We start from the raw sequence: 15,005 nt of genomic DNA on the forward strand, positions 1-15,005 counted from the left end.
GTAATTAGTAAATTGTCATTAAATTGCCACCGGCGCTTTAATGTGCGGATGCGCCTGGTAGTTTTCCAATATAAAGTCTTCAATTTTAAACCCGAAAATATCCTTAACCTCAGGGTTTAACCGCATGGTTGGCATCGGGTAAGGTTGCCGTGCTAATTGGGTATTTACCTGATCTAAGTGGTTCAGATACAAATGAGCATCGCCAAAAGTATGAACAAAATCACCGGGCTGCAGATCACATACCTGCGCTACCATAAGGGTAAGCAAGGCATAGCTGGCAATATTAAAAGGCACGCCAAGGAAAATATCAGCACTGCGCTGATAGAGCTGACATGACAACCGACCGTCATTCACGTAAAACTGAAATAAGGTATGACAAGGCGGCAAGGCTTGTTTGCCCATTGCTGCGTTTTCCTTAGGTGAATAACGGGTATCAGGCAACACGGCCGGGTTCCAGGCACTGACAAGTAACCGTCGCGAGTCAGGTGTTTTTTTAATATCGCTGATAAGCTGGCTTATCTGATCAATCACCTGGCCATCATGACTGGTCCAGCTACGCCACTGCGCACCATATACCGGCCCCAGCTCACCGGTTTCGGTTGCCCATTCGTTCCAGATTGATACACCGTTATCCTGCAAATAACCAATATTGGTTTCACCTTTCAAAAACCACAGCAACTCATGAATAATTGAGCGCAAATGACATTTTTTAGTGGTAACCAGCGGAAAGCCCTGCTGTAAATTAAAGCGCATTTGGTAGCCAAACACACTGATAGTGCCGGTGCCGGTACGGTCAGTTTTTTTATGGCCGTGCTCCAGCACATGGCGCATTAAATCAAGATATTGTTTCATTTTGCTCCCCGTGCCGCCGCTGCTGGTTTGCTGTTAACATAAATTATCAGGCCCAGGCCTGCTGCCATCATTGGCAGACACAGCCACTGGCCCATAGTCATACCAGCCGATAATACGCCAAGCTGACTGTCCGGCTGACGAAAAAACTCTACAATAAAGCGAAACACACCATAGCCTAACAAAAATACACCACCCAAGGTGCCGGTAGCAGGGTTTAAGCGCCGGACCAGCATGATAATAACAAACAACAAAACGCCTTCCAGTGCCACATGATATAGCTGCGACGGATGACGCGGTTCAGCACCGGCATGCGGAAAGACCATCGCCCAGGGTACATCTGTAGTACGGCCCCATAATTCACCGTTGATAAAGTTTCCGAGCCGGCCCGCTGCTAACCCAAGTGGAATAAGCGGCGCCACAAAATCACCCAGTTCCAGATAAGATTTCTGGTAGCGCTTTGCAAACCAGGCCATCGCCAGCAACACCCCCAGCAAACCACCATGAAAAGACATCCCCCCTTGCCAGGTTTTAAACAGGTAAAGCGGCTCCGCCAGCAGCTGGTCAAAATTGTAAAAAAATACATAGCCCAGTCTGCCGCCAACGATGACGCCGATAAAACCAAAAAACAGTAAATCGCTGACTTGCTCTTTGGTCCAGCCAGAGCCCGGTTTAGCCGCCGCCCGGCTGGCCAGCCAGTACGCAATGCCAAATGCCACCGCATACATCACGCCGTACCAGTGAATATTTAACGGTCCATAGCCAAATAACGGCCCTATAGACACCATTACCGGGTCAATATCAGGAAAATTAAGGTAGGAATTTGTCATTTTTATCCTTTAAAACATACCAACCAGCTGCACAGGACAGCTGCAATTGCTAACTAAATACCATTCTGAGGGCAACCAGCATCAGAAACACACCAAATATTCTTTTAATCATCAGCACCGGCCAGCGCTGGGTCATGGCAGCACCAAAGGTTGCGGTAAATACCGAAGTAGAGACAATACCTGTTAAGGCAGGTAAATATATATAGCCAATAAAACCGTCCGTCAGTTGGTAGTGTTGCCAGCCGGCGATAACATACCCCAGGGTGCCCAGCACGGCAATAGCAATACCACTGGCGGCAGCACAGCCAATAGCCCGGCGCATATCAACAGAGAAATAATTCAGTACCGGTACCACCAGCGCACCGCCGCCGATACCGAGTAAGCCCGAGATAGCACCTAGCACTGCAGCAATGGCAGCAAGCACCGGCTTAGCCGGTAACGGCGCCCGGCCAATAACACTGCGCGACCCCAGCATTCTGAGCGCCAGTAAAAATACTGCTACCCCAAAAATTATCCGTAAAGTAGTGCCATTAATATGATGAGCAACCAGACCAATGATACCGGCGCCAATGCCTGCTCCCAGCATTACGCTGCCGGCCAGCGACCAGCTGACATTGCTGCGTTTATGATGCGCCCGGATAGACGAGCCGGACGTGATAATAATAGACGCCAGTGAGGTGGCCACCGCAACCACCATTACATCGTCGGCACTGACCACCCCTAAAGCTGGTAGTAACACCACAAGTACCGGCACAATAACCAGGCCGCCGCCAATGCCGAGTAACCCGGCCAGAAAGCCAGCCAGACAACCTATCAGTGCAGAAATCAGCAGTATCGTTAACAAAAGACATCTCAATATAAATACAAAGGTACAACCCTGCTGGCTGTACCATTAAACTTTCAGAACAGGGTGTTATGCTCTTAACTGGTTAAGCAACTGCTTATGCTCCAGAAAACGCTGGACCAGCTGTTTTACTTGCTTTGGCGACTGGCAGGCCAGGACTTCTGGTAACAGTGCTTCCAGTTCGCTGATGTTTACCCGGCGCAGCAGCCATTTTATTTTCGCCAGATTACTATTATTCATACTAAAGCGGCTATAACCCATGGCTGCCAGCACCAGAACGCCGGCCGGCTCCCCGCCCAGCTCGCCACAGATGCTGATGGGAAACTGCAATTGCCGGGCCTGTTCTGCCAGCAAATGCAATGCACGCAGTACCGATGGATGCAGCGCGTCGTACAAATTGGCAACCCGGGCATTATTGCGATCGACCGCCAGCAAATACTGGGTTAAATCGTTGGTCCCCACTGAGCAGAAATCAACCCGCGCGGCCAGCTCAGGTAACTGGTACATAATTGACGGCACTTCAATCATTACCCCGATTTTTGGTTTTGGCAGGGCAATATTAAGCTCATCACTGACTTCAAAACTGGCCTGCCGGATCAAGCGGATAGCTTCATCAACCTCAGCCAGATCAGAAATCATTGGCAGCAGAATATGTAAATTATCCAGGCTGATATTGGCCTTTAGCATTGCTCTGATCTGGACCAGAAAAATTTCCGGATGATCAAGGGTCAGCCGGATGCCGCGCCAACCCAGAAAAGGGTTCTCTTCAACAATACTGAAATACGGTAAGGCTTTGTCACCACCGACATCCAGCGTGCGCATTACCACAGCCTTACCACAATAGCCGCTTAATACTTTGCGATATAGCTCAACTTGCTCCTGCTCGGTAGGAAAGCGATTACGCATAATAAACGGAAATTCAGTTCGGTACAGGCCAACACCGTCAGTATATTCGGCATTACTGGTTTCCAGTTCAATGGCCAACCCACAATTGACCATCAGTTTAAAAGGCTTGCCGCAGGCAGACTGTGACGGTAACGCCACTTCCTGCTGATAGCGGGCTGACAGTTCGGCGTCTTCATTAATCAGCCGCCGATATTCTGCGCAAATCGCTTCAACCGGCGACAACAGAATATGACCTTCATAACCATCGACAATTACCTGCTGATTCTGCCAGTGTAGCAATGGCAGCTCATTCACGCCCATTACCGCCGGAATGCCCAGGGCTCTGGCCATAATTGCCGCATGGGAGTTTACCGAGCCCCGCAGTGAGACAATTGCCACCAGCTGCTCGCGCGGCACTTCAGCCAGCATAGTTGCAGTGACATTGTCGGCAACCAGTACTACCCGCTTTGGCAGTTTTACTTTGCGCTGCTCTGAATCGAGCAGATTATTTAATACCCGCTGCCCTAAATCCCTGATATCAGTGCCCCGCTCGCGCAAATAAGGGTCATCCATATCGTCAAACTGGCGGGCAAACTTTTCTACTACCCGCTTTAATGCACTTTTAGCACACCAGCCATCAGCAATTTGTTGCTCAATCTCCTGGCCCAGGCTGGCGGCATCAAGCAGCTGATGATACACATCAAAAATGGCCAGTGCATCAGCCGGAATATGGCCTGCCATTCGTTCAGCCAGCCGGTTAAACTCGGCCTTGGTGATCTTGACCGCGCGGTAAAACAGCGCCAGTTCTTTTTCCGGTTCATCAGATTTTTTCAGGGAAATCGCGTCAAAATCGCTGGAGGGTTGTAGTACATAGGCTTCACCAATTGCCATACCAGGTGCGCCCGGCAAGCCGGCCAGTTGTCCTGATTTCGCCATGGTAGAGGGACTTTGACTGGCTGCATCACGCATTTCTGCATTTGCCAGCACTGACGCCAATTGGGCGCCAAGGGTGACCAGAAAAGACTCTTCATCCTCACTGAATACCCGCTCCGCTGACTGTTGTATGGTCAACACACCAAGTACTTTACGATGATGAATAATCGGGCAACCGAGAAAAGCAGAAAAACGGTCTTCGCTGACTTCGGGGGTTACCCTGAACCGGGGGTGACGTTGTGCCTGAGCAAGGTTTATAGGCTCTTCCCGTTGCCCTACCCAGCCAATTAGACCTTCAGAAAAACCAATCGCAACTTTACCCACTGCGTCCTGGTTTAAACCGTCGGTTGCCATCAGCATAAAATGCTGTTGCTGGTAATCGGCCAGATACACTGAGCAGCATTCTGTCGCTAAAGCGGTTTTAATACTTGAGACTAAGCCAGCCAGAGCATTGTCTAGAGCTGGCTCCTGAGCCACATCCTGAACAATCCGCCGCAGCTGGCTTAGCATAAGAACCTCATTGTCCTGTCGGTTTTAGCAAAGGTAATATTTTTTCTTAAAACTTTTTTCTAACATCTCTACGGGTAAATGGCAAAGCAACCGGGGCAAATTCGCGCATGACCTTTCGATAAACTTCTCGTTTAAAAGCCACTACCTGACGCACCGGATACCAATAGCTGACCCAACGCCAGTTATCGAACTCAGGATGCGATGTTACAGCCAGATTCACATCTTCTTCCCGACAGGTCAAACGCAATAAAAACCACTTTTGCTTTTGCCCGATACACACAGGATTACTGTCTTTGCGAATTAACCGTTTTGGAAGCTTATAGCGCAACCAATGCTTGGTAACACTGATTATTTCTACATCTTCGGGCCTGAGCCCGACTTCCTCATGCAGTTCGCGATACATGGCCTGCTCTGGCGTTTCGCCATCATCAATGCCACCCTGTGGATACTGCCAGGAATGCTGACCATATCGTTTTGCCCAAAACACCTGTCCCTGGGTGTTACAAATTACTATGCCGACATTGGCCCGAAAACCTTCGGCATCGATCACACAAACCTCTAGCGAGTCTATTTCTGCTATAACAAAGATTCTTTCACAAAGTCGCGGTTACAGCAAACAGAATTTCAACCGCCTTACCGCTGCGGTCAAAACAAAGTTATCCACATTTTACACCTTACCAGGTTAAGCTTTGTGAACTTCTTCACAGGCTCTGTGGATAAAACTGTTGTTAAGTTGCGAAAGGCTGTTGAGTAACGACAATATCAGGCTGGTCAAGGTTGTAACGTTTAAGCCAAAGTCTAATAATTACAACTATTTATAAGTATATTGTTGGCGCTTTTTGTTTGTGACAGCTGTGCATAAGTTAGTTTGCTGCGTTTTTAAGCAGCGCAGCTGCAGTAAAAATGGTACGGTGTGGCGTAGCTGAAGCTACTCAGTGCAGCGACTGATACTGTGACTATGATCCCATTGAAAACAACCGAACAGCTGTTACAACGCTGCCGCAATATTGCAGGCATGACACTTGGCCAGTTGGCTGGCGAATTAAAGGTAGTGGTGCCGGCTGATTTAAAGCGTGATAAAGGCTGGGTCGGACAGCTACTTGAGCTGGCGTTGGGAGCAGAAGCGGGTTCTCAGGCATTGCCTGACTTCCCTGCGCTGGGCATTGAACTCAAAACCTTACCTATTGACCAGCAGGGCAAACCACTGGAAAGCACCTATGTTTGCGTGGCGCCACTTACCGGCGTTACCAACCAGAGCTGGCAGCAATCATGGATTTGCCAGAAACTGCAGCGGGTGCTTTGGGTACCTGTCCTGGCCGAACGACAGATACCCGTCGCCGAGCGGATTATTGGTTCAGCATTTTTATGGCAGCCCTCTGCAGCTGAACAGCAGGCGCTGCAGCAAGACTGGGAGGAGTTAATGGAGTTGATAAGCCTCGGTGGCATTGATCAGATCCGGGGAGCTCATGGCAAAGTGCTGCAACTGAGGCCTAAAGCCGCCGACAGCAAAGCGTTAACGGCGGCAGTTGGTGCCAATGGTCAACCCATTCAGACCCTGCCGCGGGGCTTTTATCTGAAAGCCAGTTTTACCGCGGCTATACTGCGCCGCCAGTTTAATCTGGCGAACCGTGGCTGAATACATTAACCCGCCCCGGGATCAGTCCTGATAACGCTGCATAATTTGCTGATATAAGCCATTTTGTTTAATCGCTGCCAAACCCCGGTTGAATTCAGCAACCAGCTGCTCTTCGACCGACGCTTTGCTGAACATGACATACACATCGTTGTTACCCAAGGTGATTTGATGCGGCTTTATCAGGTCATCCAGCCCTTTACGCCGCAATATTGATGCGGCAACAAAGCTGTCTTCCAGCAAACCGTCAATTTCTTCATCCAGCAAACGGGCCATATTCATTTCACTGATAATTGCGCCAACAAATTGTGGCCGGTACTCGGCAGAGGCATACAGTGTTGCAAGTTCATCGCCATAGTAATATTCATTGACGATGCCAAGCTTATAACCTGCTGCAATAAACTCTTCAATACTGTTTACCGGCAAACCAACGTCATCTGCCCGCACATACAGCGAAAATTGCTCCTGACGGTAAGGCTCCGAGAAATAAGCAAACGCCTGACGATCTTCAGTAACCGAGGCGCCGAGCACAAAGTCGATTTCTCCCTCGCGCAGCAAGCCCAGTAATTCGACCCAGCTTCCCTGAACTATGTTCAGTTCACACTGCATTTCGGCGGCTACTGCCCTTACCAGTTCAACATCAAGCCCGGTGACAGTATTACCTACCGTCATATACTGATAAGGCTCCCAGGCATCAAATCCCATCGTCAGTGAACACTGAGGCGGCACAGCAGACATGCGCTGCGCTATCGGCTCGGCTGGCAGTGCGACTTCGGGCTCGGAGACCGGTTGACAGGCAACCATAGTTAACAGCAGGGCCAATGATAGTAAAAGCTTGATAGACTTCATAAATCACCTCATGGTGCTATGACTTTAATACAAGCTTAGTGCAAATTGTTTTTTTTGCGCGGCAGCATAGCAACTTATTCAGGCATTTTTTCTGGCGGGTCTGAGGTTACCTTTACCAGCATTACCAACCAAAACTGACAAGCAATCCCACTATCCAAACGATAAAGGCGACTGTCAGTGCCAGAATACCAAACAGCGCAACAACGAATAATATGTTTTGCATAACTGATTTTCGGTAAACTTGTTTAGGTTGCTGCAGATAATCTTCCAGTAAAGCAACATTGCGTCTATTTGATTTCCAGACAAAATCAAACAAATCACCGGCAATTGGAATAGCGCCAACTACCGTATCAATCATCAAATTTATAATCATTTTGCCCAATATCATCCGCGGCACACCTAACTGATGGGCTTTATAAATAATGGCGCTGGATAAGAGGCCGGTGATAAAGTCACCTATTCCTGGTATTAGACCAATGAGACCATCCAGACCAATTCTATAGCCACCAGGCAGAGGAATACTCTCGTCTAAGAACCAGGCCAGGCGCTGAGTAAAACGACTTTTTGTTTTCATTCGTCGGTCTCCTTTTCCATTTGAATTGCTACCTGTAATCCTGGATGACAAAACTGATAACATGGCGGGCTGATATTTAATCAGCTCCTCCTTCAGAGCGATAGTTCAAGACAATTAAAGCTTAGCGCAATGTGGTTTTTTCGCCGACGTTGTAGCTTATTCTGGTATTTTTGTAATAGGGCTCGCTGGCGACTTTCTTGGCATTTTAAGTAGTACCTTCCAAGCTGGCTGCGACCGCTCTTCACAGCGCAATTCTTGCCACATTCGACGCCATTCGTAAAAGGTGATGGTTAACGGGTTGGTCGAATTAAAATCGTCAGTAATCCCATAGCGACAGGGCTCATCGGCTTGCTCCGGCACAAAAGTACCAAACAGCTTATCCCAGATGATCAATACGCCGGCAAAATTACGATCAATATAAATATCATTGCAGGCATGATGCACCCGATGATGTGATGGGGTATTAAAGATGTGCTCCAGCACACCAAGCCGGCCAATGGCCTGAGTATGGACAAAAAACTGAAATGCCAGATTAAGCGCCACGACAGCAAATACCAGCGTGGGCTCATAACCTATTAACACCATTGGCAGCCAGAATAACCACATGCCGGACAGCGGATAAGTCAGGCTTTGCCTGAAAGACGTGCTGAAATTCATCAGCCGCGAACTGTGATGCGCCACATGCGATGCCCAAAGCCAGCGGATATGATGCGAGCCACGATGAAACCAGTAATACAGGAAGTCCTGCAGAATAAACGCCAGCAGTACATTCAGCGCAGTCAGTTCAATTGTAAACAGCCGGTACTGATGCAGCCAGTACAAAAAGGGTATTAATAAGACAAGTGCCAGCATATCAGAGCCCTGGTGCAGTAAGGCCAGCATGGCATTTGCCAGCGTATCACGCCACTGGTACCAGTTATATTTTCTAAGTACAGCAAACCGCCACTCCAGTACCACACATAATAAAAATACCGGACTTAACGCTAATAAGATTAATTCTACGGGTGGCATTGCTGTTCGCTGTTAATGTAAACCGGATTAAATAGTACGTTAATCCTGCATCTGTGTACAAGCAGCGCGGGTACTTTCAGGCCGGTGGCAACACAATGCGGCTGTTAACTGCCTTATAGCCTGCGTTTGTGCTTGCTGGCGGCGGCAACACAGAAACATCGGCCGCCACAGGCCTGAGTGTCCCAGGGCCCGGCTGGCGATTAGCCCATGCTGCAAAAAGGGTTCCGCCATCCAGTCAGGTAATACTGCTATCCCCTGTTCAGCCGCGACCAGCTGCAAAATCTGACTGGCCTGACTGACTTGGCGCTGCACCCCCTGAAATGGCAAAGGTGCCAGAAAAAACCGGAATACGTCCTGGCGGGATTGGGGCAACGGGTATCCAAGCAGGGTTTGTTGCTGTAAATCAGCTGGATCAAGCCAGCCTTTCGTTGCTAGCGGATGTTGTGGGCTCATCAGGGCCCGTAACTGCATGCTGAAAAGAGGCAGATAACTTAGCCTGTCATCCGGGCGTTTATCGGACGTCAGCACCACGTCCAGCTCGCCGTGCAGCAACTTTTCCACAGCCTGATGCTCAATTTCTGCTACCCAGTCTATCCGGCACTGGGGGAACTGGCTGCTGAAAGATCTGACCGCCGGCATTAACCAGTGGAAACAGGCGTGGCACTCAACACACAACTGAAGTACCCCGGGTTCAATACTTTCCGGCTTTAATAACTGGTTTAATGCCTTGATTTGCGGCAATACCTTAGCAGCACAATCCAGCAGCAGCTGGCCACAGGCGGTAAATATAACAGGCTGGGTTTTACGGATAAATACCTGCTGTCCCAGCCGGCGTTCCAGCTGTGCCAGTTGGTGTGACAATGCTGACTGGGTAACGCAAAGAAAGCTGGCAGCCCCCTGCACCGAGCCCAGATCAGCCAGCGCCTGAATAGCTTTCAGATGTTTAATTTCAACCATTATGAATTTTCTTCATCCGGTAAACGCCATTTTTTCATTTGTATGCAGCAGCATAACGCCTAATAATGGACATCTCAACATCTGGATGTCTAAAAGGAGAATATTATGCTGACTCACAATCTGGGATTTCCGCGAATTGGTCCTAAACGCGAATTAAAACGGGCTTTAGAAGCTTACTGGCAAGGTAGTATAAACCAGCAGCAGCTGTTGCAAACCGGCCGTGAACTGCGCCAAAAGCAGTGGTTACTGCAAGCTAACGCCGGCATAGATTTGCTGCCGGTAGGTGATTTCGCCTGGTACGATCATGTGCTGGCGACGTCTATGTTGCTTGATGTTATTCCAGCGCGTCACCGCAACGACTCTGATACCGCTGATCTTGATACGCAGTTCAGGATCGCCAGAGGCCGGGCTCCGCGCGGCAAACCCGCTGCAGCCAGTGACATGACAAAATGGTTTAATACCAATTACCACTATATTGTGCCAGAGTTTGCTGAAAACCAGACATTCCGGCTGGCTGATATGTTCTGGTTTGAACAGATAACCGAGGCTCAGCAAGCCGGCTTTAATGCTAAACCGGTGTTACTGGGGCCATTGAGTTATCTGTATTTGGGAAAAAGTATCTGCAATCAGGACAAACTAAACCTGTTGCCTCAGTTGTTGCAGGCCTATCAGCAAATATTGGATAAACTGAATAGTCTGGGGATCAGCTGGCTGCAAATTGATGAGCCGGTATTAGCGCTGGAGCTGACAGATAGCTGGTTACAAGCGTACACAACGGCATACCAGCAACTTGATAAAGGTAGGGTAAAGCTGCTGCTGGCAACCTACTTTGCTGATATATCGGATACGATCCCGCTGTTAACCGCTTTGCCCCTCGACGGACTGCATGTTGATTTTGTCGCCGGTAACAGTGACATTGCATTGATAAGCCAGGCACTGCCAGAGGGCTGGGTATTATCAGCCGGGATAATTAATGGTCGTAACATCTGGCGAAGTGATTTAGCCACCCTTTACCGGCAGCTGCAGCCAGTATATCAGCAACGGGGCGACAAGCTCTGGCTGGCGCCTTCCTGTTCTTTACTGCACAGCCCGGTAGATCTTGAGCTGGAAACCGCGCTGGATCCTGAAGCCCGTAGCTGGTTCGCTTTTGCCAAACAAAAGTGTCAGGAACTTGCGCTGTTAAAACAGGCACTGCAAACCAATGTTACCACGGCGCTTGCTCACTACAGCCAGCCAGTGGCAGCCAGGCAGCAGTCAGCCCGGGTACATAATCCGGCGGTACAACAGGCCGTTGCTGATATTGCAAAGCAACCGGCCGGACGTAAGTCGCCCTTTGCGCTGCGCCAACAGGCCCAGCGTCAACATTTCAAGCTGCCATTACTACCAAGCACCACCATTGGTTCTTTTCCGCAAACTGCAGATATCCGGCGAAGCCGGCTGGCCGTCAAAACCGGTAAAATAGATACCGAGCAATATCAGCAGCAGATAAGACAGCATATTCAGCTGGCAATCGCCGAGCAGGAACACATCGGGCTGGACGTACTGGTTCATGGCGAAGCGGAGCGCAACGATATGGTGGAGTATTTTGGCGAATTGTTAAATGGCTTTGTGTTCAGCCAGGCGGGCTGGGTTCAAAGCTATGGATCGCGCTGCGTTAAACCGCCAATTATTATAGGTGATATCAGCCGGCCTGAACCGATGACAGTAGCATGGAGTTGTTATGCCCAGTCACTTACCACTAAGCCGGTAAAAGGCATGCTAACAGGTCCGGTAACAATACTGGGCTGGTCGTTCCCCCGGGAGGATATCAGCCGTCAGGATATTGCCTGCCAGATAAGTCTGGCATTAAGAGCGGAAATACAGGATTTAGAGGCAGCGGGAATTGAAATTATTCAAATCGACGAACCGGCGCTACGGGAAGGTTTACCGCTGCGGCAAAGCCAGTGGCAGCCTTATCTTGACTGGGCAGTCGCGACATTTAAATTATGTAGCAGTGACGTGCGTGATACGACTCAAATACATACCCATATGTGCTACAGCGAATTTAATGACATTATTACCGCCATTGCCGCTCTGGATGCCGATGTCATTACCATTGAAACTTCCCGCTCAGATATGGCACTGCTGACTGCATTTGAAGACTTTGCCTATCCGAATGAAATAGGCCCGGGCGTGTATGATATCCATTCACCGAACGTGCCGACCGTAAGCTGGATAAAACAACTTATTCAACGGGCAGCTGCTAAGATCCCTGCTGATAGATTATGGGTAAATCCGGACTGTGGTCTGAAAACCAGAGGGTGGCCAGAAACCCGCTCGGCGCTAACCAATATGGTCAAAGCCTGCAAAGAACTGCGTAGCGAACTGCTGTAAACGAAATTCTTGCTGTTGGCACTTGCCACGAAGCCAGACTTGCGGATCAGAGTCTGGCTGTTTTATTGTAACTATTGTTAGCGTACCGGCAGCTCGAAGCTGTCAAACATCCGGTCAATTTCTTCCTGATTGCGCAGTAAATTTGCCCGTTCAACCACATCTTTCGTCAGATGAGGAGCGAATCGCTGGATAAAATCATACATATAGGTACGTAAAAACGCGCCTTTGCGAAAACCAATTTTGGTGGTCGAGGCTTCAAACAGATGCCTGGCATCCAGTGCCACCAAATCTTTGTCCAGTTGCGGATCAATAGCCATTGAGGCAATAACCCCAACCCCCAGCCCAAGCCTGACATAAGTCTTCAGCACATCAGCATCGGTGGCAGTAAAGACAATCCGCGGTTCCAGGCCTTTTGCTGCAAAAGCACGGTCCAGCTCAGAGCGGCCGGTAAAACCAAAGACATAAGTGACAATCGGATGCTGGGCCACATCTTCCACGGCAATCTTTCGGCCAAGCTGAGCCAATGGATGATCCTGCCTGACGATGACGCTGCGGTTCCAGTGATAGCAAGGTAACATCACTAAATCACCATACAAATGCAGGGCTTCCGTCGCAATAGCAAAATCAGCTTCACCGCGCGAGGCGGCTTCAGATATTTGTTGCGGTGAGCCCTGATGCATATGCAGTGATACTTTAGGATATTTCTGCATAAAACCGCTGATAACAGGTGGTAAAGCATAACGAGCCTGGGTATGGGTGGTGGCAATATTTAATTTGCCCTGATCAGGTAGCGTATGCTCCTTGGCCACCGCTTTTATACTTTCTACTTTTGCTAAAATTTGCTGCGCTATTTCGATGACATCCCGTCCGGCCGGGGTAACGTGAGTCAGATGTTTGCCACTGCGGCCAAATACCTGAATACCCAGCTCATCTTCCAGCATCCTGACCTGTTTACTGATCCCGGGTTGCGAGGTATAAAGGCTTTCTGCCGTTGCTGACACATTTAAGTTATGGTTTAACACCTCTACAATGTAACGCAATTGCTGTAATTTCATCTGGCCCAGGTCCGGTAACGAATGCTCTTCGCTCAATATACCCGTCTTGTCAGATATTCCAACTAATTTTTATAAGTGGCAATACTATAACTATAAGTAGCAAAAAAAAATTAACAACCCCATGACTTATACTATTGACAGGTGTCCGGAGCCGTTATGACTACGCCAACAGAAATCGACTATGCCACTATACTGGCCAGCAGTGTGCACGATATGAAAAACTCATTGTGCATGGTTATCCAATCGGCAGAATTAATTCAGGCCGAAGGCGCTAAATTGTCCCACGGCGCCCGTGAAGAACTGGCACGGCTTAATTATGAAGCAAACCGGCTTAATTCAAATTTGCTGCAGTTGCTATCATTGTATCGTCTCGACCGGCAACAGTTACCGGTGCAGATTGACCAGCATTATCTGCAGGAGTTGTTTGAAGAGTTGCTTCTGAAAAATCAATATTACGCTAGCCAGCGCGGTATAACAGTTACCATAAATGCCGATGACGATTTAAACTGGTTTTTTGACCGGGATCTGATCCTGACTATCCTGAACGATGCCGTTGCCAATGCCCTGCGCTACAGCACTGAACAGATCCTGATCGGGGCAACGATTACCGACAATCAGCTGCAGATCGTGGTGGCAGATGATGGCCCGGGTTTTCCCGATTTTATGCTGCATAACGCTGCAGCCGATATGCATAAACCGGATTTACGCCACGGTCATACCGGGCTGGGTATCTTCTTTGCCAAGTTAATTGCCCGGGCTCATTATAATAAGAATCAGCGCGGTATCGTCAGTTTGCAAAATAATAGTGAGCTAAAAGGTGGCAGTTTCAGGTTAACTCTGCCCTGAATTTCAGAATACTGTTCATTGTCGTCATTTCAGATTACTATAATTTATAAACGCCTAGTCGATCAGAGGTCTGCATGTTGTTACCTATTATCATCTCACTTATTGTAGCCCTGGTGATTATTGCTGTCGTGGTCAACGTTGTACAACAACATAAAGAGCGGATAGCCAGCCTGAAACGGTCAGAGTTTACCAAATTACGTCATTTGCTTGATGATACCGAGGATATGCTGACCAATACCGCCAATGTACCTTTTACCCCTGCCATTACCACGATGCTGTTAAAACGGATGGCTTTTGCCTTACGCGCGATGGTGGAGCTTGAGCCAGGAACCAGAGAGTTAAAACAACGATTGCAGGAAGCAGAAACCCGCCTGAAAGAACCTGAGAACCCGGATGCCGCCGCAACTGATAATCTGACACTGCCTGACAACGATCAGCAATTAATAGGGCTGATAAGGGGCATAAAGAAACTACGGACAACTCTGCGCAGCGAGCATGCCCGGGGTAATATTGATACCTCGACCGTTATCGCCGAGGATAAACGCTTAGAAATACTGCAATTACGAATTAATGTCGAAAGCCAGATCAAGCGCGGCAAACAGGCCCGCAGTAACAATATGCTTGGCTCCGCTCGCCAGTATTTTGAAAAAGCACTGACATCACTAAATGGCAGCAGCCACCAGGACGACTATGTCGTTAGCCGTAAAGCTGAAGTGGTGCAAACGCTGGAAGATATTGCCACAGAGCTTAAAGCCGGTAATTTACGGGACAGGGAAAAGAAAGAAGAAAAAGAAAACAAAGATATTGATGAGCTGTTTGCGCCCAAGCGCAAATGGTAAAAAAAGGCACCTCAGGT

General features: G+C 48.9%; 14 protein-coding genes. 4 read left to right on the forward strand and 10 right to left on the reverse strand.

The window, feature by feature from the left end; all coding sequences use genetic code 11:
• Positions 1-18 precede the first annotated feature (18 nt).
• The 5 genes from R3187_RS18145 to rppH all read right to left on the reverse strand — a co-directional run bounded on the left by R3187_RS18145 (position 19) and on the right by rppH (position 5,401).
• Positions 19-852 (reverse strand): thymidylate synthase, encoded by an 834-nt coding sequence (locus R3187_RS18145; protein WP_318968477.1) that lies wholly within the window; start codon positions 850-852, stop codon positions 19-21.
• The gene (gene lgt / locus R3187_RS18150; protein WP_318968478.1) at positions 849-1,679 is read right to left on the reverse strand and encodes a prolipoprotein diacylglyceryl transferase; all 831 of its coding nucleotides are present in this window, start codon (positions 1,677-1,679) and stop codon (positions 849-851) included. The genes R3187_RS18145 and lgt overlap by 4 nt, the downstream gene beginning before the upstream one ends.
• 49 nt (positions 1,680-1,728) lie before the next feature.
• On the reverse strand, positions 1,729-2,523 hold the full coding sequence (locus tag R3187_RS18155) for a sulfite exporter TauE/SafE family protein (RefSeq protein ID WP_318968479.1): 795 nt from the start codon (positions 2,521-2,523) through the stop codon (positions 1,729-1,731).
• A 69-nt stretch (positions 2,524-2,592) separates the two neighbouring features.
• Positions 2,593-4,851: a phosphoenolpyruvate--protein phosphotransferase gene (gene ptsP / locus R3187_RS18160; RefSeq protein ID WP_318968480.1), complete on the reverse strand. Its 2,259-nt coding sequence runs from the start codon at positions 4,849-4,851 to the stop codon at positions 2,593-2,595.
• A 46-nt stretch (positions 4,852-4,897) separates the two neighbouring features.
• Positions 4,898-5,401, reverse strand: a complete 504-nt coding sequence (gene rppH, locus R3187_RS18165) for an RNA pyrophosphohydrolase (RefSeq protein ID WP_318968481.1) — start codon at positions 5,399-5,401, stop codon at positions 4,898-4,900.
• 408 nt (positions 5,402-5,809) lie between these two features.
• Between rppH and mutH the strand changes: the two genes are divergently transcribed.
• Positions 5,810-6,487, forward strand: a complete 678-nt coding sequence (gene mutH, locus R3187_RS18170; RefSeq protein WP_318968482.1) for a DNA mismatch repair endonuclease MutH — start codon at positions 5,810-5,812, stop codon at positions 6,485-6,487.
• 21 nt (positions 6,488-6,508) lie between these two features.
• Here mutH and R3187_RS18175 read toward each other — a convergent pair whose 3' ends face one another.
• The 4 genes from R3187_RS18175 to R3187_RS18190 form a co-directional block, all read right to left on the reverse strand.
• Positions 6,509-7,333, reverse strand: a complete 825-nt coding sequence (locus R3187_RS18175; RefSeq protein ID WP_318968483.1) for a transporter substrate-binding domain-containing protein — start codon at positions 7,331-7,333, stop codon at positions 6,509-6,511.
• Positions 7,334-7,454: 121 nt separating this feature from the next.
• Entirely contained in the window at positions 7,455-7,907 is a 453-nt protein-coding gene (locus R3187_RS18180; protein WP_318968484.1) for a DUF4112 domain-containing protein, read from the reverse strand.
• A gap of 156 nt (positions 7,908-8,063) precedes the next feature.
• Positions 8,064-8,918 (reverse strand): sterol desaturase family protein, encoded by an 855-nt coding sequence (locus R3187_RS18185; RefSeq protein ID WP_318968485.1) that lies wholly within the window; start codon positions 8,916-8,918, stop codon positions 8,064-8,066.
• Between the two features lie 39 nt (positions 8,919-8,957).
• Positions 8,958-9,875: a LysR substrate-binding domain-containing protein gene (locus R3187_RS18190; protein ID WP_318968486.1), complete on the reverse strand. Its 918-nt coding sequence runs from the start codon at positions 9,873-9,875 to the stop codon at positions 8,958-8,960.
• 105 nt (positions 9,876-9,980) lie between these two features.
• On the opposite strand from R3187_RS18190, the gene metE reads away from it, so the two are divergent.
• Positions 9,981-12,248 (forward strand): 5-methyltetrahydropteroyltriglutamate--homocysteine S-methyltransferase, encoded by a 2,268-nt coding sequence (metE, locus tag R3187_RS18195; RefSeq protein ID WP_318968487.1) that lies wholly within the window; start codon positions 9,981-9,983, stop codon positions 12,246-12,248.
• 77 nt (positions 12,249-12,325) lie between these two features.
• On the opposite strand, the gene cysB is transcribed toward metE, so the two are convergent.
• Positions 12,326-13,303 (reverse strand): HTH-type transcriptional regulator CysB, encoded by a 978-nt coding sequence (gene cysB, locus R3187_RS18200; protein WP_318968488.1) that lies wholly within the window; start codon positions 13,301-13,303, stop codon positions 12,326-12,328.
• A gap of 156 nt (positions 13,304-13,459) precedes the next feature.
• Here cysB and R3187_RS18205 point away from each other — a divergent pair, with 156 nt between their 5' ends.
• Both R3187_RS18205 and R3187_RS18210 read left to right on the forward strand, forming a co-directional pair.
• Positions 13,460-14,149, forward strand: coding sequence for a sensor histidine kinase (locus R3187_RS18205; protein WP_318968489.1), 690 nt, complete (start codon positions 13,460-13,462; stop codon positions 14,147-14,149).
• Positions 14,150-14,223: 74 nt separating this feature from the next.
• A complete protein-coding gene (locus R3187_RS18210) occupies positions 14,224-14,988 on the forward strand; it encodes a hypothetical protein (RefSeq protein ID WP_318968490.1) in 765 nt (254 codons plus the stop codon).
• The last annotated feature ends 17 nt before the right edge of the window (positions 14,989-15,005 follow it).

It is taken from the genome of Arsukibacterium sp. (assembly GCF_033721375.1).
Taxonomy (GTDB): Bacteria; Pseudomonadota; Gammaproteobacteria; order Enterobacterales; family Alteromonadaceae; genus Alishewanella.